General features: G+C 65.0%; 20 protein-coding genes. 7 read left to right on the top strand and 13 right to left on the bottom strand.

The window, feature by feature from the left end; genetic code table 11:
• From tsaB to murJ, 5 genes are all read right to left on the bottom strand, one after another.
• Window positions 1–412, bottom strand: a 412-nt coding sequence (gene tsaB / locus IC66_RS0124650) for a tRNA (adenosine(37)-N6)-threonylcarbamoyltransferase complex dimerization subunit type 1 TsaB (RefSeq protein ID WP_038949430.1), incomplete at its 3' end; no start/stop codon positions are given.
• A 155-nt stretch (window positions 413–567) separates the two neighbouring features.
• Window positions 568–1137, bottom strand: coding sequence for a NifU family protein (locus tag IC66_RS0124645; RefSeq protein ID WP_038949429.1), 570 nt, complete (start codon window positions 1135–1137; stop codon window positions 568–570).
• A gap of 269 nt (window positions 1138–1406) precedes the next feature.
• Window positions 1407–1901, bottom strand: coding sequence for a universal stress protein (locus tag IC66_RS0124640; protein ID WP_028139523.1), 495 nt, complete (start codon window positions 1899–1901; stop codon window positions 1407–1409).
• 92 nt (window positions 1902–1993) lie between these two features.
• A complete protein-coding gene (gene trpS, locus IC66_RS0124635; RefSeq protein WP_028139524.1) occupies window positions 1994–3046 on the bottom strand; it encodes a tryptophan--tRNA ligase in 1053 nt (350 codons plus the stop codon).
• A 91-nt stretch (window positions 3047–3137) separates the two neighbouring features.
• A complete protein-coding gene (gene murJ / locus IC66_RS0124630) occupies window positions 3138–4670 on the bottom strand; it encodes a murein biosynthesis integral membrane protein MurJ (RefSeq protein WP_038949428.1) in 1533 nt (510 codons plus the stop codon).
• Between the two features lie 126 nt (window positions 4671–4796).
• Between murJ and IC66_RS0124625 the strand changes: the two genes are divergently transcribed.
• Entirely contained in the window at window positions 4797–5798 is a 1002-nt protein-coding gene (locus IC66_RS0124625) for an adenosine kinase (protein WP_038949427.1), read from the top strand.
• Between the two features lie 164 nt (window positions 5799–5962).
• Here IC66_RS0124625 and IC66_RS0124620 read toward each other — a convergent pair whose 3' ends face one another.
• Complete coding sequence (locus IC66_RS0124620; protein ID WP_038949426.1) at window positions 5963–7657, bottom strand: AMP-binding protein; 1695 nt, start codon at window positions 7655–7657, stop codon at window positions 5963–5965.
• 119 nt (window positions 7658–7776) lie between these two features.
• Window positions 7777–8970 carry a serine hydrolase domain-containing protein gene (locus tag IC66_RS0124615; RefSeq protein WP_038949425.1) on the bottom strand — a complete coding sequence of 398 codons (1194 nt, stop codon included), beginning with the start codon at window positions 8968–8970 and terminating at the stop codon, window positions 7777–7779.
• Between the two features lie 346 nt (window positions 8971–9316).
• On the opposite strand from IC66_RS0124615, the gene IC66_RS0124610 reads away from it, so the two are divergent.
• The gene (locus IC66_RS0124610; protein ID WP_028139529.1) at window positions 9317–9637 is read left to right on the top strand and encodes a hypothetical protein; all 321 of its coding nucleotides are present in this window, start codon (window positions 9317–9319) and stop codon (window positions 9635–9637) included.
• A 119-nt stretch (window positions 9638–9756) separates the two neighbouring features.
• Window positions 9757–11250 carry an NAD-dependent succinate-semialdehyde dehydrogenase gene (locus IC66_RS0124605; protein ID WP_038949424.1) on the top strand — a complete coding sequence of 498 codons (1494 nt, stop codon included), beginning with the start codon at window positions 9757–9759 and terminating at the stop codon, window positions 11248–11250.
• A 51-nt stretch (window positions 11251–11301) separates the two neighbouring features.
• On the opposite strand, the gene IC66_RS48445 is transcribed toward IC66_RS0124605, so the two are convergent.
• The 3 genes from IC66_RS48445 to IC66_RS0124590 form a co-directional block, all read right to left on the bottom strand.
• Complete coding sequence (locus IC66_RS48445) at window positions 11302–11577, bottom strand: hypothetical protein (RefSeq protein ID WP_083859338.1); 276 nt, start codon at window positions 11575–11577, stop codon at window positions 11302–11304.
• A gap of 256 nt (window positions 11578–11833) precedes the next feature.
• The gene (locus IC66_RS0124595; protein ID WP_028139531.1) at window positions 11834–12748 is read right to left on the bottom strand and encodes a phosphoribosylaminoimidazolesuccinocarboxamide synthase; all 915 of its coding nucleotides are present in this window, start codon (window positions 12746–12748) and stop codon (window positions 11834–11836) included.
• Window positions 12749–12811: 63 nt separating this feature from the next.
• Window positions 12812–13729 carry a pirin family protein gene (locus IC66_RS0124590; RefSeq protein WP_038949422.1) on the bottom strand — a complete coding sequence of 306 codons (918 nt, stop codon included), beginning with the start codon at window positions 13727–13729 and terminating at the stop codon, window positions 12812–12814.
• Between the two features lie 322 nt (window positions 13730–14051).
• Here IC66_RS0124590 and IC66_RS0124580 point away from each other — a divergent pair, with 322 nt between their 5' ends.
• Complete coding sequence (locus IC66_RS0124580; protein ID WP_038949421.1) at window positions 14052–15113, top strand: helix-turn-helix domain-containing protein; 1062 nt, start codon at window positions 14052–14054, stop codon at window positions 15111–15113.
• 146 nt (window positions 15114–15259) lie between these two features.
• Window positions 15260–16687 (top strand): serine hydrolase domain-containing protein, encoded by a 1428-nt coding sequence (locus IC66_RS0124575; protein ID WP_038949420.1) that lies wholly within the window; start codon window positions 15260–15262, stop codon window positions 16685–16687.
• Between the two features lie 7 nt (window positions 16688–16694).
• Here IC66_RS0124575 and IC66_RS0124570 read toward each other — a convergent pair whose 3' ends face one another.
• The gene (locus IC66_RS0124570; protein ID WP_028139535.1) at window positions 16695–18062 is read right to left on the bottom strand and encodes an MmgE/PrpD family protein; all 1368 of its coding nucleotides are present in this window, start codon (window positions 18060–18062) and stop codon (window positions 16695–16697) included.
• 118 nt (window positions 18063–18180) lie between these two features.
• Here IC66_RS0124570 and IC66_RS0124565 point away from each other — a divergent pair, with 118 nt between their 5' ends.
• Window positions 18181–19296 (top strand): FUSC family protein, encoded by a 1116-nt coding sequence (locus IC66_RS0124565; protein ID WP_038949418.1) that lies wholly within the window; start codon window positions 18181–18183, stop codon window positions 19294–19296.
• 306 nt (window positions 19297–19602) lie between these two features.
• Window positions 19603–20097 (top strand): septal ring lytic transglycosylase RlpA family protein, encoded by a 495-nt coding sequence (locus IC66_RS0124560; protein ID WP_018319450.1) that lies wholly within the window; start codon window positions 19603–19605, stop codon window positions 20095–20097.
• A 36-nt stretch (window positions 20098–20133) separates the two neighbouring features.
• Here the strand turns inward: IC66_RS0124560 and IC66_RS0124555 are convergent, their stop codons facing one another.
• Window positions 20134–20622: a DUF2867 domain-containing protein gene (locus tag IC66_RS0124555; protein ID WP_028139538.1), complete on the bottom strand. Its 489-nt coding sequence runs from the start codon at window positions 20620–20622 to the stop codon at window positions 20134–20136.
• Window positions 20619–21019: MATE family efflux transporter (locus IC66_RS0124550; RefSeq protein WP_038949417.1), on the bottom strand; the 401-nt coding region annotated here is incomplete at its 5' end. The genes IC66_RS0124555 and IC66_RS0124550, both read right to left, overlap by 4 nt.

Genomic DNA, 21019 nt, shown 5'->3' with positions numbered 1-21019 from the left:
CCAGCTGGCTGCCGTCGCCGGCGACGATCTGGAAATAGACATGGTCGTGCCGCGCGTCGATTGCGGAGATCACGGGTGCCGATTTGCTCTGGCCGACGATGGCGGCGGCATAGGCCGACAAGGTGGTCAGGCCGATCGCCGGCCGCTCAGCCGCAAGCGCAAGGCCGCGCGCCGCCGAAATGCCGACGCGCAGGCCGGTGAAGCTTCCGGGGCCGACGGTGACCGCGATGCGGTCGAGCGAGGTGAAGGCGAGATTGGCCGATTGCATGACGCGCGCGATCATCGGCATCAGGGCCTCGGCGTGGCCGCGCTTCATGAGAAGCTGCTCCTGCGCAACGAGCTCGGCCGTTTCGGTGTCGAGTACGGCGACGGAGCAGGCGTCGAGCGCGGTATCGATGGCGAGGATCAGCATGGTGTGATCATAGCATTGGCAATCGGATGATGCCTAAGGTTCTAGCCGTCGCGGCTGGGCTTGACCCGGCCATCCACGACTTTGCGGCTCCAAAAACGTGGATGCCCGGGACAAGCCCGGGCATGACGGAGTGAAATCAGCTCAGGCCGTGCAATTTACATCGGCCGGACTTCGACCACGTCAGGCACGAAGTGCTTGAGCAGGTTCTGGATGCCGTGCTGGAGCGTCGCGGTCGATGACGGGCAGCCGGAGCAGGCGCCCTTCATGTTGAGATAGACGATGCCGTCCTTGAAGCCGCGGAAGGTGATGTCGCCGCCGTCATTGGCGACGGCCGGCCGCACGCGGGTCTCGATCAGGTCCTTGATCATGTCGACCGTCTCGGCATCGGCCTCGTCGAAGAACTCGTCCTCGTTATCGAGATCGGCATCGTCTTGCGCCGCGCCGTCGGCGAGCAGTGGCGCGCCGGACATGTAGTGCTCCATGATGGCGCCGAGGATCGCGGGCTTGAGCTGCTGCCATTCACCGTTTGCCTTGGTCACGGTGATGAAGTCGGATCCGTAGAACACGCCGGTGACGCCGGGCACCTCGAACAGCTTTTCGGCCAGCGGCGAGCGGGTGGCGGCTTCGCGGCTCGCGAATTCCATCGGGCTGCCGTCGACCACGACGCGGCCCGGAATGAACTTCAGCGTGGCGGGATTGGGGGTGGCTTCGGTTTGAATGAACATGGTTTTCTCCAGACGTCGCCGGTTCAAGGCCGGCGCGTGCTCTCTCCACTAGCAGATGGCGACGGAGAACGCACGATCAAGGGGAGAAGAGGGCGTTTCGTTGTTATATCAGCAGGTTAGGGTGCTCGCTCCTCCCTCTCCCCGCTTGCGGGGAGAGGGTCGGGGTGAGGGGGCGTCTCGCTGGCAGCGAGAATTGGATTCGTGGAGACTCCCCTCACCCGGCGCTTCGCGCCGACCTCTCCCCGCAAGCGGGGCGAGGTGAAGGCGACCTACGACAGTGAATCCACGCTTTGGTCGCTCAGCGCGCCGGAAATGATGGTCACGGGAATCGGGAAGGTTCCGACCGCGTGGGCCAGCAGCGCAACCAGGGGACCCGGCCCCTCCGCACCGGGATTGGCGGCGAGCACCAGCATGCCGATGTCGGGGTCTTCGTCGATCACGGCGAGCAGCTGCTCCATCGGCACACCCTCGCGGATCACCCGCTCCGGGGTGATTGCAGCAATGCCATTGGCGCGGCCGGCGGCACGGTCGAGCGCGGCCTCCGCCGCTTCCTGCGCTTCGGCGCGCATGATGTCGGCGACCCCTAGCCATTCCTGGCTCTGCTGCTCGGGTTCGATGATGCGCAGCATCACCACGCCGCCGCCGGCGCGGATCGCCCAGCGGCTGGCATAGTAGACCGCGCGATCCCATTCGGCGGTGTCGTCGACGACGACGAGGCATTTGGGCTTGTGACCCGGCTCGAAGCAAAGTCGCTTGCTGGTCATGCATGTCCCGGCATGTGCACGGCCGGCATGCTGCCACACTCCCGCAGGGTTGGGGAGAGGAGATGCGGCCGGCGCGCTGGCGCCGACCGTCTCTATCGCCGGCGGATGAAGCCGACGATGTCCTTGGAGAGCTTCATCGTCTCGTCGGCGATGGCGCGGGCCCGGTCGGAACCTTCGTTCAGGATCGAATCGATATGGCCGGGGTCGGCGACGAGGCGCTTCATCTCGCCGGCGATCGGCGCCAGCTTGGTGACGCACAGCTCCGCCAGCGCGTTCTTGAAGCTGGAGAACTGGCCCCCGCCGAACTCGCGCAGCACGTCCGCCTTGGGGCGGCCGGCCAGCGCGGCGAAGATGCCGACGAGGTTATCGGCCTCGGGACGGGCTTCCAGGCCCTTCTCCTCTGACGGCAGCGGCTCCGGATCGGTCTTCGCCTTGCGGATCTTCTGCGCGATGGTGTCGGCATCGTCAGTCAAATTGATGCGCGAATTGTCCGACGCATCGGATTTCGACATCTTCTTGGTGCCGTCGCGCAGGCTCATCACCCGCGTCGCGGGGCCCGTGATCAGGGGTTCCGGCAGCGGGAAGAACAGGCCGTCATTGGCGCCGAGGTTGCGGATCGAGTCACCAAAGTCGTTGTTGAACTTCTGCGCGATGTCACGCGAGAGCTCGAGATGCTGCTTCTGGTCCTCGCCGACCGGCACGTGGGTGGCGCGGTAAAGCAGGATGTCGGCGGCCATCAGCACGGGATAGTCGAACAGACCCACGGAGGCATTCTCGCGGTCCTTGCCGGCCTTCTCCTTGAACTGGGTCATGCGGCCGAGCCAGCCCATGCGCGCGACGCAGTTGAAGATCCAGGCGAGCTCGGCATGGCCGGAGACCTGGCTCTGGTTGAACACGATGTGCTTCTTGGGATCGATGCCGCTCGCGATGAACGCGGCAGTCACCTCGCGGGTGTTGCGCGCGAGCTCGGCCGGTCCGCCCCAGACGTCCACGCCTTGCGTGATCGCGTGCATGTCGACGACGCAATAGATGCAGTTGTGGGTTTCCTGCATCTTCACGAAGTTGACGATGGCGCCGAGGTAATTGCCGAGATGCAGATTGCCCGTCGGCTGGACGCCCGAAAAGACCCGTTCAACGAATGGCATGGTAAGCCTTCCCATAGGTATTCGGCCGTCGTTTCCAACAGCGGCGCTGCCCCGTCAAGAGCAATTCGATGATCTCGCGCACCGGGCCGGGCTAGGCGGGTCGCTTCAAGGCGGCTACCGCCTCTCGCCAGGAAGCGGCGCCGAGGATTTGCAGCAGCAAGCCGTAAACGGCGATCCCGGCCGCGATCTGCACGCCCAGCACGATGAATTTGATGAAGCCGTGCGCCTCGGCGGGCACGAGGCCGGTGGTCAGCCAGAGCAGGGCGCCCATCGCGGCTGCGGCAAGCACGATCCGCGGCAGCCGTTTTCGCGCGGCAGAATCGACCGAGAAGCCGAATTCGCTGGTGCCTTTCCGAAGCAGCGAGAGCGCACTGCTCCAGGCGCCGGCCGCGATGCTCGCCGCGATCCCGCTTGCGCCAAAGAGATGGCCGAGCAGCACGGCGAGCACGACCGACACTACAAAGCCTTTGGCCGTCGCCAGCAGCGGCGTCATCGTGTCGTTGCGGGCATAGAAGGCCGGCGACAGCGCCTTGATCAGCACGTGCGCGGGCAGGCCAAGCGCCAGCCACGTCAAGGCATGCGCTGTCGCCGCGCTGTCGCCGGCACCGAAGGCGCCATGCTCGAACAACAGCCGCACGATCGGCTCGGCCAGCACGATCAGGCCGAGCGTGGCGGGGAGCGCCAGCCCGGTCGCAAGCTCGAGCGCGCGCGATTGCGCATGCGCCACCGCATCACGGTCGCCGTCACTCACCGCGCGCGTCAGCTCCGGCACCAGCACGGTGCCCATGGCGACGCCGACGATGCCGAGCGGCAGCTCGATCAGGCGATTTGCGAAATAGAGCCAGGACACCGCGGACGGCGTCGCGGATGCGATGATCGCGCCGGCCACCATCAGCCATTGCGGTCCCGAGCTTGCGATCATGCCGGGGATCGCCTTGGCGAAGAAGCTGCGCATCTCCTTGTCGAAACTGACGCGCAAAGGCGTGGCGAGGCGCGCACTTTGCTGCGACAGCAGCATCAGGAGTTGCAGCAGGCCGGCGATGCCGACCGTGGCCGCCAGCAGCCACGCGGCGAAGCCGGCGTCGGCGTGCCAGACAAGCAGCAAAGCGATCGCGGCGATCAGCGCGATGTTGAACAGCAGCGGCGAGAATGCCGTGAGCGCAAAGCGCCCTTGCGCATTCAGCAGCCCCATCAGCACGGTGACGGGACCGGCGAAGGCGAGATAAGGCAGCATCAGCCGCGCGTTCAGGACGGCGAGATCGAGCGTGCCGGCACCGAGAAAACCGGGCGCGATGACCGTTATGATCAGCGGCATCAGCAGGGCAATGCCGATTGAGATCATGATCAGCGCCGCGCTGACCGTGCCGAGCACGCGTCCGGCGAACGCTGCCGCAGCGTCCGCGCCATCGCGGTCACGGATGCGCAGCCAGGCCGGGACCAGCGCCGCGTTCAGCGCGCCCTCGCTGAGCAGCCTGCGCACCACATTGACCAGCTGGAAGGCGGCCAGGAATGCGTCCGCCACGGCGCCGGTGCCGAGCAGCGCCGCGATCAGGGAATCGCGGGCAAAGCCCAGCAGCCGCGAGGCCAGTGTTCCCGTCGAGACGGTCAGGAAGGAGCGGATCATCGAGGCCGTTATAATACCGTTGCTTGCCCGCGCAGGCCCGGTCGTGATAGGCCGCGAGCCAGATTTCAGGCCGACAGGAAGCGGATTTTCGCAGGGATCGCAATCCGCCAAACAGGATCAAGGTGAATGGCTGACGTGAAATATGACGTTCTCGGCATCGGCAACGCGTTGTTCGACGTGCTGGTCAGGACTGACGAGGCCTTTTTGGCCAAGCACGGCATGACCAAGGGCAGCATGTCCCTGATCGACGAGGCACGGGCGGCCGCCATCTACAAGGACATGGGGCCGGCCACGGAAGTCTCGGGCGGCTCGGCCGCCAACACCATTGTCGGCATCGGCAGCTTAGGGGCACGTGCGGCCTATGTCGGCAAGGTCAAGGACGACCAGATCGGCAAGCTCTACGTCCACGATATCCGCTCAGCCGGCGTCGCCTTCAACACGCCCGCCGCGCAGGACGGCCCCGCCACCGGCTGCTCCTACATCCTGGTCACGGATGATGGCGAGCGCACCATGAACACCTATCTCGGTGCCGCGCAGGATCTTTCGCCCGCCGACATCGACCCGGCCGAGATCGCCGCCGCCGGCATCGTCTATCTCGAAGGCTATCTCTGGGATCCCAAGAATGCCAAGGACGCCTTCGTCAAGGCGGCCAAGATCGCCCATGATGCCAAGCGCAAGGTGGCGCTGACGCTGTCGGATTCCTTCTGCGTCGACCGCTATCGCGACGAGTTTCTCTCGCTGATGCGCGACGGCACCGTCGACATCGTCTTCGCCAACGAATCCGAGCTGCATTCGCTCTACATGACCTCGGATTTCGACACCGCCCTGAAGCAGCTGCGCAACGACGTCAATCTCGGCGTGGTCACCCGCAGCGAGAAGGGCTGCGTGGTGGTGACACCGACCGACGCTGTCGCAGCTCCGGCCTCACCGGTCACGAAACTGGTGGACACCACCGGCGCCGGCGATCTCTTTGCGGCGGGCTTCCTCTACGGCCTTTCGCGTAACCTCGCGCACAAGCAGTGCGGCGAGCTCGGTGCGCTCGCGGCCGCCGAAGTGATCCAGCACATCGGCGCGCGTCCGCTTGTGTCGCTAAAGGAGCTGGCCCAGCAGCGCGGGCTGACGGTTTAGAAAAGTCGCGCACCAGCCTCGCTGTCATCGCCCGGGTCGATGTTTAGACCGGGCGAATCCAGTATTCCAGAGGCGTTTGTGATTGAATCGAGAAGCCGCAGTGTACTGGATTCCCCGCTTTCGCGGGGAATGACAACCGTCCTGCGGAAAGGGTACTCAGTCTCTCACGCCGTCTTCGCCGCCTTCAATCCCAGCCGTTGCTCCACCGCATCCCGCATTACGAATTTCTGGATCTTGCCCGTCACGGTCATCGGAAACTCGTCGACGAATTCCACGTAGCGCGGGATCTTGTTGTGGGCGATCTGGCCGTCGCAGAAGGCGCGGACCTCCTCGGCCGTCAGCGTTTCGCCCGGCCTGACGCGGATCCAGGCGCAGAGCTCCTCGCCGTAGCGGGTGTCGGCGACGCCGAAGATCTGCACGTCCTGGATCTTGGGGTGACGGTACAGAAACTCCTCGATCTCGCGCGGGTAGAGGTTCTCGCCGCCGCGGATCACCAGATCCTTGATGCGGCCGACGATGTTGCAATAACCGGCGGCGTCGATGGTGGCGAGGTCGCCGGTGTGCATCCAGCCATTGGCGTCAAGCACGTCGGACGTCTTTTCCTTCTCCTCCCAATAGCCCAGCATGACGCTGTAGCCGCGGGTGCAGAGCTCGCCGCGTTCGCCGCGCTTGACGATCCTGCCTTCGAGATCGACGACCTTCACCTCTACATGCGGGTGGATGCGGCCGACGGTGGAGACGCGGCGCTCGAGCGGATCGTCGGTCGCGCTCTGGAAGCTCACTGGGCTGGTCTCGGTCATGCCATAGGCGATGGTGACCTCGCGCATGTTCATCTCGGTGTTGACGCGCTTCATCACCTCGATCGGGCAGGGCGCGCCCGCCATGATGCCGGTGCGCAGTGATTTCAAATTGAAATTCTTGAACTCGGAATGATCGAGCTCCGCGATGAACATGGTCGGCACGCCATATAGCGCGGTGCATTTCTCCTGCTCGACCGCGCGCAGCGTCGCGAGCGGATCAAAGCCCTCGCCCGGGTAGACCATGGTGGTGCCGAGCGTGACCGAGGCAAGGTTGCCCATGACCATGCCGAAGCAATGATAGAGCGGCACCGGAATGCAGATGCGGTCCGCTTCCGTCAGGCGCATCGCGCGTCCCGTGAAATAGCCGTTGTTGAGGATGTTGTGGTGGGTCAGCGTGACGCCCTTTGGCGATCCCGTGGTGCCGCTGGTGAACTGGATGTTGACGGGGTCGTCGAACTGAAGCGCAGCACCGAGCGCGGCAAGTTGCTCGCGATGCTCCGCTCGGCCCATCCGCGCGACCTCCTCGAACGCGACAGTGCCTGAGGCCGCCGGGCCGCCGATCTGGATCACCATCCGCAAGGCTGGCAGTCGCGCCGCCTGCAGCTGTCCGGGCCTCGCGCCCGCCAGCTCCGGTAGCAGCGTGTTGAGCATCTCCATGTAATTGCTGGTCTTGAAGGCGGTGGCGGTGACGATCGCCGCGCAGCCGACCTTCTTCAGCGCGAATTCGAGCTCGCTGAGACGGTAGGCCGGATTGATCGTCACCAGGATCAAGCCGGCCTTGGCGGCGGCGAACTGGGTCAGCGTCCATTCCGGCCGGTTTAGCGACCAGATGCCGATCCGTTCCCCGCGTTCGAGCCCGAGCGCGAGAAAGCCGGCGGCGAGCGCATCGACCCGCTCGGCGAATTCCCGCCATGTCCATCTGACACCGTGGCTGGGCGAGACCAGCGCCTCGCGATCGCCCCAGCGCCGCACCGCGTGGTCGAGGCTGCGGCCAATGGTGTCGCCGAGCAGCGGCGTGTCCGAGATGCCGCAAACGTAGCTGTCCGCTTTGTCAGCCAGATCGCTCGCCAAGTTCGTCTCCTCGAAGTTGATGCCTCGTGCCCGAAGCCGATGGCCTTGGGCACGAGGTTATCGATTGTGGCGAAGGCGCGCGACGCCGCGCACCTCATACTAAGTGGCTAGGCCGCCTTCTGCCCGCTCCCCGCATCGAGCCCGGCGTACACCCCGCGCTCGAATCCCGCGAACGCCTCCAGGCACTTGGCGTCGACGAATGGCAATACCTGCATCAGGATGACGCCGGAAACATCGCGTGCCGGGTCGATCCAGAAATAGGTGTTGGCAAGACCGGCCCAGGCGAGGCTGCCGGCGCTGCGGCCTTCTGGCGTCTTGGCGGTGTTGATCAGGAAGGAGAGCCCCCACTTCTTCACGATGTCGGGGAAGAGATCGACGTCGTTGGTGTACATGGGCGCCACTGTCGTCATCTTGCCAATCGTGAGATCGCCGATGTGGTTCTGGCCCATCAGCGCGACCGTCTCGGGCTTCAGCACCTGGTTGCCGTTGCCGCGGCCCTTGTTGAGGATCATCCGGGTGAACTTGATGTAATCGCCGGCCGTGCTGTAGAGGCCGCCGCCGCCCATGTGGAATTCCGGATTCTGTTCGATCTCGAACGGAATCGGCGCCAGCGATCCATCCTCGCCGCGTGCGTGCGTGGCGACCAGGCGCTGGCGCATGTCGTCGGTGATCTTGAAGGCGGTGTCGTTCATGCCGAGCGGTGTGAATATGTGATCGCGCAAGTAAGCATCGAGACGCTTGCCGCTCACGGCTTCCACCGCCTTGCCGACGAAGTCGATGTTGATGCCATATTCCCAGCGCGTGCCGGGATCGGACATGATCGGCGTCTTCAGCGCAACGTTCTGGCAGGAGAAGATGTTCGGCGTTCCGGTCTTCTCCAGATATTGCGCGCAATCGCCGTTCCAAACGTTGTAGGCAAACCCGGCAGTGTGGGTCATGAGATGGCGCAGCGTGATCGCGCCCTTCGCCGGTCGCAGTTTTGGTTCGCCATTGGCATCAAAACCTTCGAGCACTTGCGGCGCGGCGAGATCGGGCAACACTTCACCGATCGGCGCATCCAGCGACAGCTTGCCCTGCTCGACCAGCTGCATCGCGCCCGCCGACGTCACCGCCTTCGTCATCGAGGCGATCCAGAACACGCTGTCCGCTGTCATCGCGTCGGGCTTGGACAGGTCGCGCTTGCCGAACGCGCCCTGATACAGCACGTCGTTACCGCTGGCGGCGATGGCGACGACCCCGGGAATCTCCTGGGCGTCGCTCTTCTGACGCAGAATCTCGTCGATCTCAGCTTTGCTTTGCATGGCGTTTCCTCGAGTTTGATTATTGTTGGCAGTGATCGATTGTCCTCCCGCAGGCTCCGCGCGGCAAGCGCGTCCAGATGCCTGCGGCGGTCGCGATGTCGTGACTTGACGGTCCATGCCACACACAGGACGACAGGCAGGCCGAACGGCAACACTCCGTCACAATCTGCGGTGGATGGCCGCATCTCGCCGTGACCGTGAATGGGCGCTGGCGATATGATTCCTGTGTTTGAAGCACTTGAAACATTTTGTGCGTTGCGGCGTTCAGGACTCGGCCAATCGACGGCCGACGTTAAGACTTGATGCAAATTGGGCGGTCGCCAAGCGGCCGAGAGGGGGACCTCAGATGATTTCGACCTGGAGCGAATGGAAGCGCTATCCCCGTCCCGGACGGGGCGAGAACCTGGAGGCGCCGATTTCGCCAGGGATCTATGAGGTGCGCATCGCCGGGACCGGCGCGCTCTATTCCTTCGGTGCAGTCGACAATTTGGCGCAGGCGCTGGCGCTGCTGCGGGTGGGCTCCAAGAACTGGTTCGGCCGCCGCAACCCGTCCGACGTTCCCGATCTCGAATACCGTACCTGCGCAACCTCGTCGAAGGCCGACGCCAAGGCCGCGGCCGAACGTATGATCGGCCGCCGCGAGACCTATATGAGCGGCGCGGCCTAAGGCCGCTGCCGGTTTAGCTCCCATCAGATGTGCGTTGTGGGACGGTGCATTGCGCGCTGCTTGTCCCTATATTCCGGCCGATCCGATCGCCCCGAAATGATCGTTCGAGGAGTAACGCCATGACCCCGCCCGCTGCCGCACGCGCCACGCAAGCCACCGCCACCCTGCGCGACCGGTTGAAAGACCCCTCGCTCCTGAAGGAGGCCTGCTACATCGATGGTGCCTGGGTCGGCACGCCGGTCTTTGCCGTCAACAATCCCGCGACCGGCGTCGAGCTTGCAAAAGTGCCGCAGCTCGGTGCGGACGAGACGACCAAGGCGGTCGAGGCCGCTCAGCGTGCGTTTCCGGCCTGGGCCAAGCACACCGCCAAGCAGCGCTCCAACATCCTGCGCAAATGGTTCGAGCTGATCATCGCCAACCGCGAGGATCTCGCGCTGATCCTGACCTCCGAGCAGGGCAAGCCGCTTTCGGAGGCGCTCGGCGAGGTCGATATCGGTGCGGCCTATATCGAGTTCTTCGCGGAGGAAGCTCGCCGCGTCTACGGCGAGACCATTCCGACGCAGCGGCCCGATGCGCGGCTGCTGGCGATCAAGCAGCCGATCGGTGTCTGCGGCGCGATCACGCCGTGGAATTTCCCGAACTCCATGATTACCCGCAAGGTGTCCCCGGCGCTCGCCGCCGGCTGTACCGTGGTGCTCAAGCCCGCCAATGAAACGCCGCTGTCGGCGCTGGCGCTGGCCGTGCTCGCAGAGAAGGCCGGCATCCCCAAGGGCGTGCTCAACATCATCACCGGTGATGCGCCGCCGATCGGCAAGGTGCTGTGCGAGCATCCGGCAGTGCGCTTCGTCGGCTTCACCGGCTCGACCGCGGTCGGCAAGATCCTCTACCAGCAGGCCTCCGTCGGCGTGAAGCGGCTTGGTCTTGAGCTCGGCGGCAACGCGCCCTTCGTCGTGTTCGACGACGCCGATATCGACGCCGCGGTCGAAGGCGCCATCGTCTCGAAATATCGCAACATGGGCCAGACCTGCGTCTGTGCCAACCGGCTCTACGCCCAGGACAAGATCTACGACGAGTTCGTGCAGAAGCTGTCGAAGAAGGTCGCCGCGATGAAGATCGGCGACGGCACCGAGAGCGGCGTCACGCAGGGGCCGCTGATCAACCTTAAGGCCGTCGACAAGGTCGAACGGCACATCGCGGATGCGGTGAAGCGCGGCGCCAAGGTCGTCACCGGTGGCAAGCGCAGCGAGCTCGGGCGCTCGTTCTTCGAGCCGACCGTGCTTGCCGACGTCAAGCCGGACTCGCTGGTGTCGCAGGAAGAAACCTTCGGGCCGCTCGCGCCGGTGATCCGCTTCAAGGACGAAGCCGATGTGATCGCGATGTGCAACGCATCGCCGTTCGGCTTGGCCTCGTATTTCTACTCCCGCGATCTCGGCCGCGTCTGGCGCGTCGCCGAAGCGCTGGAGTCGGGCATGGTCGGCGTCAACACCGGCCTCATCACCACGGAAGTCGCGCCGTTCGGCGGCGTCAAGGAAAGCGGCCTGGGGCGCGAAGGCTCGCGTCACGGCATGGAAGAATATGTCGAGATCAAATACGTGATGATGGCGGGGATCTGACCGGCAATCGAGGGTCCCGCGCCGGCGATTGGAATCGCCGGCGCGAATGCATCAGCGGCAGACGTAGGCGCCGTTCACATAGACGCGGACGCATGCTGCGCCGGCAGCTGCCGCACCCACAGCCGCTCCCCCTACGACCGCGCGTCGCGTGGTTCGACGTGCGACGCCGGCAACGCTCGCGGGAGTTGCCGGCCGACCGACCCTGGCTTCGGCGCCTGAAACGCCGAACACGGTGCCGGCGTCGTTTGACCATTGGGTCGAGCCAAAAATTCCGCAGCCCAGAACGGCTGCAAAAAGTAGCGTTCGCCTGATGCCGACCAGCCTCATGGCAACCTCCCTCGTTGTTGTATCAAGCCGAGGTGATCAGCTTCCTTTTATCGTTGGCTCCCGGTTTGATCTGGATCAATGGAGTCGAGATCGCAGCCCAGATGGAGCCAAAGCGCCGACCTAAGGACGAGCTCCACTTAAATCCGAATTCTCTGCTCGTCGGACGGTTCCGGATCTGCGCTACGCTTGTCCGGGACGACAGCGAAGTGTGAATGACGGCCGCCGCAGGAGGCGGGGCGTGTGGCAGCAACCACGCCTAGATCTTCAGTTCCGTCCCCGTCACGCGACGATACGCTTCGAGATACCGCTTGCTGGTCGCGTCCACCACGCTTGCCGGCAGCGGCGGTGGCGGGGCGTCGCCGTTCCAGCGGCCGGCACGGCGCTCGACGTCGAGATAGTCGCGCAAGGGCTGCTTGTCGAAGCTCGCCTGCGGCTGGCCGGGCTTGTAGGCATCGACCGCCCAGAAGCGCGAGGAATCCGGCGTCATCACCTCGTCGATCAGGATGATGCGGCCGTCCTTGTCCTGGCCGAACTCGAACTTGGTGTCGGCGATGATGATGCCCTGCTCGCGCGCCAGCTCCTCGCCGAGCGTGTAGATCGCACGCGTCATGCTTTCCAGCGTGTAGGCGACCTCGTCGCCGACGACCTCGCGCATCTTCGCAATCGTGATGTTCTCGTCATGGCCGGTCTCGGCCTTGGTCGCCGGGCTGAAGATCGAAGGCTCGAGCTTCTCGCTCTCGACGAGGCCGGCCTTCAGCTTCTCGCCCGCGAGCGTGCCGCTGGCGGCGTACTCCTTCCAGGCCGAGCCCGAGATATAGCCGCGGATCACGCACTCGATCGGGAATACGGTGGTGCGCTTGCACAGCATGGCGCGGCCAAGGATCTCGGCGCGGTGCGGTTTCAGCGCCGGCACGGCCGCGATGATCTCGTCGGTATCGGCGCTGATCATGTGATGCGGCACCACGCCTTCCAGCTTGCCGAACCAGAACGCGCTGATTTGCGTCAGCACCGCGCCCTTCATCGGGATGGTCTCGCCCATCACCACGTCGAAGGCGCTGATGCGGTCGGTGGTGACGAGCAGCAGGCGCTCGTCGTCGACGGCGTAGATATCGCGCACCTTGCCGCGTCCGATCTTGGTCAGGGGCAGGTCGCTGGAGAGCATGGTGGTCATCGTCAGGGCCTTGCGACAGGAAATCCGGCCGCGCCGGATGGCGCGGCCGGACACCGGATTAGCCTATTCCGGCAGCGGAATGAACTCATGTTCCTGCGGAACCCCGGCGAAGCGGCCGGTTTTCCAGTCCTGCTTGGCCTGCTCGATCCGCTCCTTGCTGGAGGAGACGAAATTCCACCAGATGTGGCGGGGCCCCTCCAGCGCATCGCCGCCGAGAAACATCATCCGCGTGGCCTTGAGCGCCTTCACGGTGATGCGGTCGCCGGGCCGGAAGATCAGCAGCCGCGGCCCCTCATAGCGCTCGTTCGCGATCTCGACCTCGCCGTCGACGACATAGATCGCGCGCTCCTCGTGATCGGGATCGAGCGGCACGCTGGCGCCCGCAACGGCCGTGACCTCGGTGTAGAACCAGGGTGACACCATCGACACCGGCGAGGCGATGCCGAATGACGAGCCCGCGATCACCCGTGCGGTGAAGTCGCGCTCGGAGATCATCGGCAAATCGCCGGCGCCATAGTGCTGGAACGACGGCGCGATCTCCTCCGATCCGGCCGGCAGCGCGATCCAGCTTTGCAGGCCCAGCATCTTCTGGCCCGCGGCGCGCTGCGCATCCGGCGTGCGCTCGGAATGGGCGATGCCGCGGCCGGCCGTCATCAAATTCATCGCGCCGGGCGCGATCTCCTGGACGTTGCCCTCGCTGTCGCGATGCATGATCGAGCCGTCGAAGAGATAGGTGACGGTGGCAAGCCCGATATGCGGATGCGGCCGCACGTCCATGCCCTTGCCGGAGACGAACTGCACCGGGCCGAAATGGTCGAAGAAGATGAAGGGCCCGACCATCTGCCGCTTGCCATGCGGCAGCGCGCGCCGCACCTCGAAGCCGTCGCCGAGGTCGCGGGTGCGCGGCACGATGACGAGGTCGAGCGCATCGCAGGACATGGGATCGCCGAGCACGGGATCGTTGGAGGGTTGCCAGCTCATGAGTAGGCTCCTTTTGGCTTTCTTGGTCGCGACGGTAGCAGAATTCCGCATCGCCGTCGCGACAAAGGCGGGCCCGACGCCACAGGTGTGATAGCGCCGTACTCCGCGGTCGGCGATGACAGGCCTTAGGGTGGGCAAAGGCGCGTCAGCGCCGTGCCCACCAGCTTTCTCCGATCGAGACGAAGTGGTGGGCACGCTTCGCTTTGCCCACCCTACGATCCGTGAAACCGGGCGATGACGGTTGTGAACGCATGGTCCTTGAAAAAACGGACGCAACGAACGATGTTCGTCCGACTTCAACTGCGACCGATCGCATCACCTGATGAGCCTTGCCGCCATCGACCTCGCCTTTCGCGCCGCCAGCGTCGCTCTGCTACTGATGCTGGCGGCGTCGCTGCTACACGACTTTCGCAACGTGCTGGCAGCCCGCCTCGGTGCCGCCTTCGCGCTCAGCTCGGCCGCGCATGCGGTGAGCTATTCGGTGGATGTCACGTCGCGGGTCCCGCTCTGGCATGCACCGCTGATCGCGTTGTCGACTGGCACCATCGTAGTGTTCTGGCTGTTCACGCGCTCCCTGTTCGACGACGAGTTTCACCTCCGCTGGTGGCACGGATGGGTCTGGGCGCTGGTGACGGCCTTCAGCTTCGCAGGCTGCGTCTGGATTGCGCCCAGCGGCCATGTGCGCTTCTCGGTGACGGTGGTCAATCTGATCGTGCTCGGTTTCATCGCCCTTGCGGTCGGGCAGATGATCGCCTCCTGGCCGGCTGACCTGGTCGAGCGTCGCCGCAGCGCTCGTGTCTTCGTCGTCTGTGCAACCGCGCTCTATGGCGGGCTGAACGCGGTGCTCCAGATCGCCGTCGTCGGCCACCACGTCGGCGATGTCGCCGAAACCGTCAATGCCGGCGCGCTCGCCTGCACCGTCGCGGCGATCGTCTATGCCATGATGCGCATCGATGGGGCGGATCTGTTTCCGGCCGCGGTGGCGCCCGCCCCGCCGGTTGTTTTCAGTCAGCCTGCGGCCGATGAATCCGCCGATCAAAAACTCATCGACGCCCTGATGCGACTGATGGCGGGCGAGCGGATCTATCGTCAGGAGAATATCACCATCGGCGTGCTGGCGGGCCGGCTGAAAATTCCGGAATACCGGCTGCGCCGGCTGATCAACCAGCGGCTCGGTTATCGCAACTTCAATGTGTTCCTGAACAATCACCGGATCGAGGAGGCCAAGGCTGCGCTCGCCGATGCCACCCAGGCCGAGGTTCCCGTCATCACCATCGCGATGGACGCCGGCTTCCAGTCGCTGGGTCCGTTCAACCGCGCCTTCAAGGCCGTGACTGGGGTGACGCCGACGGAATATCGGCGGCTGAAGGTGAATGCGGCCTAGATTTTCAGACCTTTGAAATCACGTGAGAATTCCGAAATCGACTAGCCTCGATCACTTTCGACGAGGTCGTTTTCCAAATCCGGCGAGCGCGTATCGCCTGCATCCGGCCTACTCTCCCGCACTCGTCCCAAAGCCGGAGAAAGCCCGTGACTCGCCGCCGCAAGATCATTCTCCTCACCACCACCATCGCCTGTGCCGGCCTCGCGCTCGGCGTTGCACGCGCCCGCGACGTGCCGAAGGTTGCGACCGGCTTTATCGCCCACACGCTCTGCTCGGAGACCTTCGTCTCCGGCCTCGATCTCATGCGCGACCTCGCCGAGACCACCGACGCGATGCCGGGCGCGGGTCTGCTCACCTGGGCGATGGATCTTCGGGTCGATCGCACGCGCAAGGATGTCACGGTGTCCCTGTTCGGAATCGGCCGCAGCCATGCCGTCTATCGCGAGGGACTTGGTTGCACGCTCGAGCACGGGCAGGGGATCGCCGATGTCGCATTGCCGCCTGACGACAAGCCGCCCGCGCTGCTCCCCGAGATCGCCGGCCCGGAGATCGTGCCGCCGCAGAGCGAGGGCCTGGCAGCTGCGCTCGACCGCGCCTTTGCCGAGCCCACGCAGCCGCCTTATCGCCGCACCCGTGCTATCGTTGTCATGAAGGCCGGCCGCATCATCGCCGAGCGCTATGCCGACGGCATCGGGCCGGACACGCAACTGCTCGGTTTCTCCATGACGAAGTCGGTGATGTCGGCCCTGACAGGCATTCTGGTGCGACAGGGCAAGTTGAAGCTCGACGGCCCCGCGCCCATCGCCGCCTGGCAAAATCTGGATGATCCGCGTCATCCCATCACCGTAGATCAATTGCTGCGTCACACCGCGGGCATTGCGCTCGGAAGCTCGCTGGAGGCCTCGCTCGGCTCCGCGCTGGAACCGGTCAACACCATGAAATACGCCGAAGACGATATGGCCAGCTTTGCCGAGCGCGCGCCGCTTGCAACCGCGCCGGGCACCGCGTGGAATTATCACGACGGCAACTTCCTCATCCTCGCGCATCTGCTGCGTGATGCCGCCGGCGGCAAGCCCGCCGATGCGCTCCGCTTCGCACGCCACGAATTGTTCGCGCCACTCGGCATGGTCAACGTCACGCTTCAGCTCGACGCGTCAGGCACGATCGAGGGATCCGGCGAAATGCTGGCCTCCGCGCGCGACTGGGCGCGCTTCAGCCAGCTCTATCTCAACGACGGCATAGCCGGCGGCAAGCGTATCCTGCCCGAGGGCTGGGTGAATTATTCCGCGTCAGCCACGCCGCATGCCTGGGTCGGCATCGGCGCCGGCTTCTGGACCAACCAAGGCGACAGCATTGGTGCAAAGTTTCGCATCACACACGGCTGGCCGCGCGATGCCTTCTTCGCCAAGGGCACGATCGGGCAGTACGCGATCATGATCCCGTCGGAGAAGTTGGTGATCGTGCGGCTCGGTCGCTCGCCGAACGGGCCGCTGGGGGCGGATGGCGTGTTCGATCTCGTGCGTGATGTGATTGCGGCAACGCGCGAGAAGGGGAAGCTGGCGGGGACCAACTAGGCGGTTGTTATCGCCCCAGCTCCGTCGCCTTGGCCACACGGTCGAAACGCTCCAGCGTCATGATCGCATCCGCGAATTTTTCCGCGCGCGCGTTGAGCACGGGGCGCGCGAGCGTCAGGAATTTCTGCTGCATCGCCTGCGCGTCCGGGAACGAATTCGGCTCGCCGGACGGATCCGCATAGAGCCGCTCATGCACGCCATCGTCCGTCGTGATGCTGACGCGGGCGCCGAACGGATGGGTGCGGCCGATCTCGAGCCGGTCGTCCTGCACCACGTCGAACTTGTCGGCGAGCGCGTCGATGGCGGCGTCGCCAAGGCGGCCATAATCGTCCCAGCCGAACGAACCCTGGTCGAGCGCGAGCGCGCCGGTGAAGAACATCGAGAACTGGCCGCCGACGATCGAGGTTGGGTGGCGCTTGGTGGCGGCATCGCCGGTCAGTGTGATGCCATTGCGATGCAGGCCGATCTCGACGCGCTTGACCTGGTCTGGCGTCAGATTGTGCTCGCGCCGCATCGCGATCAGCGCGTCGATCGCGGCATGGGTGTAGCGGCAGCTCGGATACGGTTTGACGCCGATCTTCATGGTCTCGTAGGTCTTGCCGAGCTCGGCGACCGCCTTGTCCGGATGCGCATCGTCGGTGTAGCCGGCGAGCAGGCCGTGCTTGCCCTCTACCGATTCGGTCGCGCCGACGAAATCGTTGCGCGCCAGCGTCGCGGCGATCACGCCATTCATCGCGGCGGCGCCGACCTGGTAGCGCTTGTTCCAGGCGCCGTTGACCAGGAATTGCAGCGAGCCGGCGGCCTGGCTGCCGGAGACACCGAAGGCGGCGATGAGCTGCTGCTCGGAGAGGCCGAACAGTTTTCCGGCCGCCGCGGCCGCACCATAGGTGCCGGCGGTCGCGGTCGGGTGGAAGCCGCGCGCATAATGCGAGGTCGGATCGAGCGCGTTGCCGAGCCGGCAGCAGACCTCATAACCCGCGACGATCGCGGTCAGCACGTCGCGGCCCGAAGCGCCGACCATCTCGCCGATGGCGAAGGCAGCCGGAACGACCGGCGCGCTCGGATGCAGCGAGGAATCGGCGTGGGTGTCGTCGAAATCGAGGGAATGGCCGAGCGCGCCGTTGAGCAGGGCCGCGATCGCGGGCGTCCAGGTCTTGGAGTCGCCGAACACGGTGGATTCGCCCTTGGTGTCGAGCGCCAGCGCCTCCAGCATTTTCAGCATCGACGGGGTCGATTCCGCCTCGCGCCTGGCCCGGATCGCGCTGCCGAGGAAGTCCAGCGTCAGTACCTTGGCGCGATCCAGCACCTCGGCCGGAATATCCTGGTATTCCAGGTTGAAGACGTAGGCGGCGAGCGTTGCGGTTTCGTGGGCCATCGTGTTTCCTCGTTTTGGCGCGCAAGTTAGGCGGGCTGATTTGGCCTTTCAAGCGGCCTTGGGGCCGCGGGCATCAGCCATGCTTTTGCTTGGCCTGAGAAGATTGGGACGTCTGACGATGGCATTCGCAGGACAGGTGTGGGAGCGGATCAGGTCGCGGCGGACGCAACTGGGATTGGCGATCAGGGTCACGGTCGCCGCGACCGCGGCCTATGCGCTCGCCACCGCGCTGCATCTGCTATTGCCGCTCTGGGCGGTGCTGACCTCACTGATCGTGACCCAGATGAGCGTCGGCCGCTCGCTGAAGGCGACGCGCGACTACATGCTCGGCACCATCGGCGGTGCCATCTATGGCGGCGCCATCGCGATCCTGATTCCTTATTCCAGCGAAGCGGGCCTGCTGGGGCTCCTGGTGCTGTCGGTCGCGCCGCTCGCCTTCATCGCCGCGATCAATCCGAGCCTCAGCGCCGCCACCGTGACCGCCGTGATCGTGCTCCTGGTTCCGACCATGCATCATTCCGATCCCATGACGTCGGCGATCGACCGTGTCAGCGAGGTCGCGGTCGGCGCCATCACGGGATTGCTGGTCTCGTTCCTGGTGCTGCCCTCGCGCGCGGTACGGCAGATCCGTGCCAGCGCCGCGATCCTGCTCGAGCTGATCGCCGATGCCTTCACCGAGCTGCTCGCGGGCCTCACCCGCGGCCGCGACAACGACGCGCTGCACCGGATCCAGGACGGGATCGGCACCGCGATGGTTGGTCTCAATGCCATCGGCACTGAAGCCGAGCGCGAGCGCGCGGCGCGGCTGTCGAGCGGTCCGGACACCGGGCCGCTGCTGCGAACGGTCCTGCGATTGCGTCATGACGTCGTGATGATTGGCCGCGCCACCGTGGTGCCGTTGCCGATCGAGGTGCAGACGCGGCTCGCAGCACCCCTGACGGAAGTCTCGACCGTGATCGCGCGCTTCCTGCGGTCGGCCGCAGCGGCCTTGCGCGAAGGAGCCGGCGCGCCGCCGATCCATCCGGTCCACGTCGCGCTTCAGCACTACGCCGAAGCGGTTGCCGCCGTGCGCCACGACGGCTTGATCCGCGGCCATGCCGGCGACACTGCCGAGCGCTTCTTCGCACTCGGTTTCTCACTTGAGCAGATGCACCAGAATCTGTGCGACCTCGACCGCGTCGTCGGCGAATGGTCGGAGGTCTCGGACGACAAGACCGCGCGCGTTGCGGAGTGAGTTCGGCGCGTCCTCGTAAACGTCGGCTTTCGACAGCAATGCGCACGTCGCGCGGCTTGGCTGATCGGCTGCCTGAGACGCTGCACGCGCCAGGTTCCATCGGGTCATGCTGCTGACGCAATCTCTGTCTTAGTCAGTGTGAAGCTAAAACACTACGTGAGGACCACTCTGGTTCCCACGACGGTTCCGTAGCCAGGGGTTGGCTCGAATCCGCAAAACGATTGGCGCAAGTTCATGAACGCTTCTGCGTTCGCTTGACCACGTTTGCGGTTCTGGAACCGGACAATCTAAAAAATCACAGGACTCATGATGCTATTCCGCTCGAGCGCCGCAATTTGCGGCGCCCTGGTTGCGCTCGCCTTCTCTGTTGCCGTTGCTCGAAGTGAAACACGTGGGGATCACTCAAGTGACGTCGTCGATGCCGCCTCCGGCGATGCGATCGTTGGCGCGGCGTCCACGTACAATCCGTTCAAGCCCGGCAAGGAGGAGGGCGGTCCGAAGACAGCCACCGGCGAGCGTTATGATCCCTCTGCCTGGACGGCTGCCATCAAGACGAGCTTGCGTCGCAAATTCGGCGGGGTTCAATTTGGCGCGAGGCCGAAATATGCCCTCGTCGAAGCCGTGGGCAAGAAGGTCATCGTCAAGATAAATGACGTGGGGCCACTGAGACCTGGCCGCATCATTGACCTCAATGAGCGGACGATGCGCCATTTCGATCCAAGCATGGACCTCGGGGTCATTCCCGATGTGAGAGTTAGTCCGCTTGCAGGGGACAATTGGACCCCGGGGCCGGTGGGCTGAACGCGGGCGGTGTTCGTCAATGTCGGCCCGGACGGTTCATCGCGCCGGCTCCATGATCCCTGTCATCATGCTGCGAACCACGAGCTTGTGGAAGGGCATGATGAGCGTGAGGTAGGTCCGGCCAAGCAGATTGTGTGTCCGCACCAGCGTGGTCGATGTGACCTGTCGGCCCGCGGCGTCGCCGGCTACGTCGACGACGATGCGGAAGTCGAGATGATAATCGTCGAAACCCGCGACCAGCCGCTCCGGCGTTTCGTCGACCACCGGAAAGAGGCCGATCAATCCGTGCGGCGCCGGTGCGCCTTCGCCCGACGTCTTCAGCCCGAACGGCGTCACAAGAATGTTGCGCAGGCGCAGCAGCACGTCGATCCAGCGCGGCCCGTGCAGCACCATCCGGGTGCAGGCCTCGCGGGCATTCACCGTCGCTGCGCCGATCTCGACGCGAAACGCGTCGACGAATTGCGCGCCTGCCAGCAGCGTGTTGGCATCGACCTCAGGCGTGACTTCGCGGACGGCTCCGTTCATCCCGCCAGTCTGCGCGTCAGCATCCGGAAGCGCAATATCAAGAGCCCGGCATAGACGAATGTCCCGAGCGAAAATCCGACCCAGACACCGACCGCGCCGAGCCCCGCGTTGAAGGCCAGCACCCAGGCGATGGGAAAGGCGATGCCCCAATAGCCGATTGCCGCGAACAGCAGTGTCATTCTCGTATCGTTGATGCCGCGTAGCGCGCCACCCATGATGGTCTGCAGACCATCGGCGATGAAGAAGGTGGCGCCGACCAGCAGCAGCGTCGCGGTCAGCTCGATGGTGGCCGCGCTCGCCTCACCGCTGCCGAAGAACAGCCGGCCCAACTGGTAGCGGCCGAGGATGATGGCGATCGTCAGGGCGGAGACCAACGCCATGCCGAGCAAGGCGGCGA

This window comes from Bradyrhizobium genomosp. III (assembly GCF_000261705.1).
Classification (GTDB): Bacteria; Pseudomonadota; Alphaproteobacteria; order Rhizobiales; family Xanthobacteraceae; genus Bradyrhizobium; species Bradyrhizobium ottawaense.
This window is presented reverse-complemented; position numbering and strand designations above follow the sequence as displayed.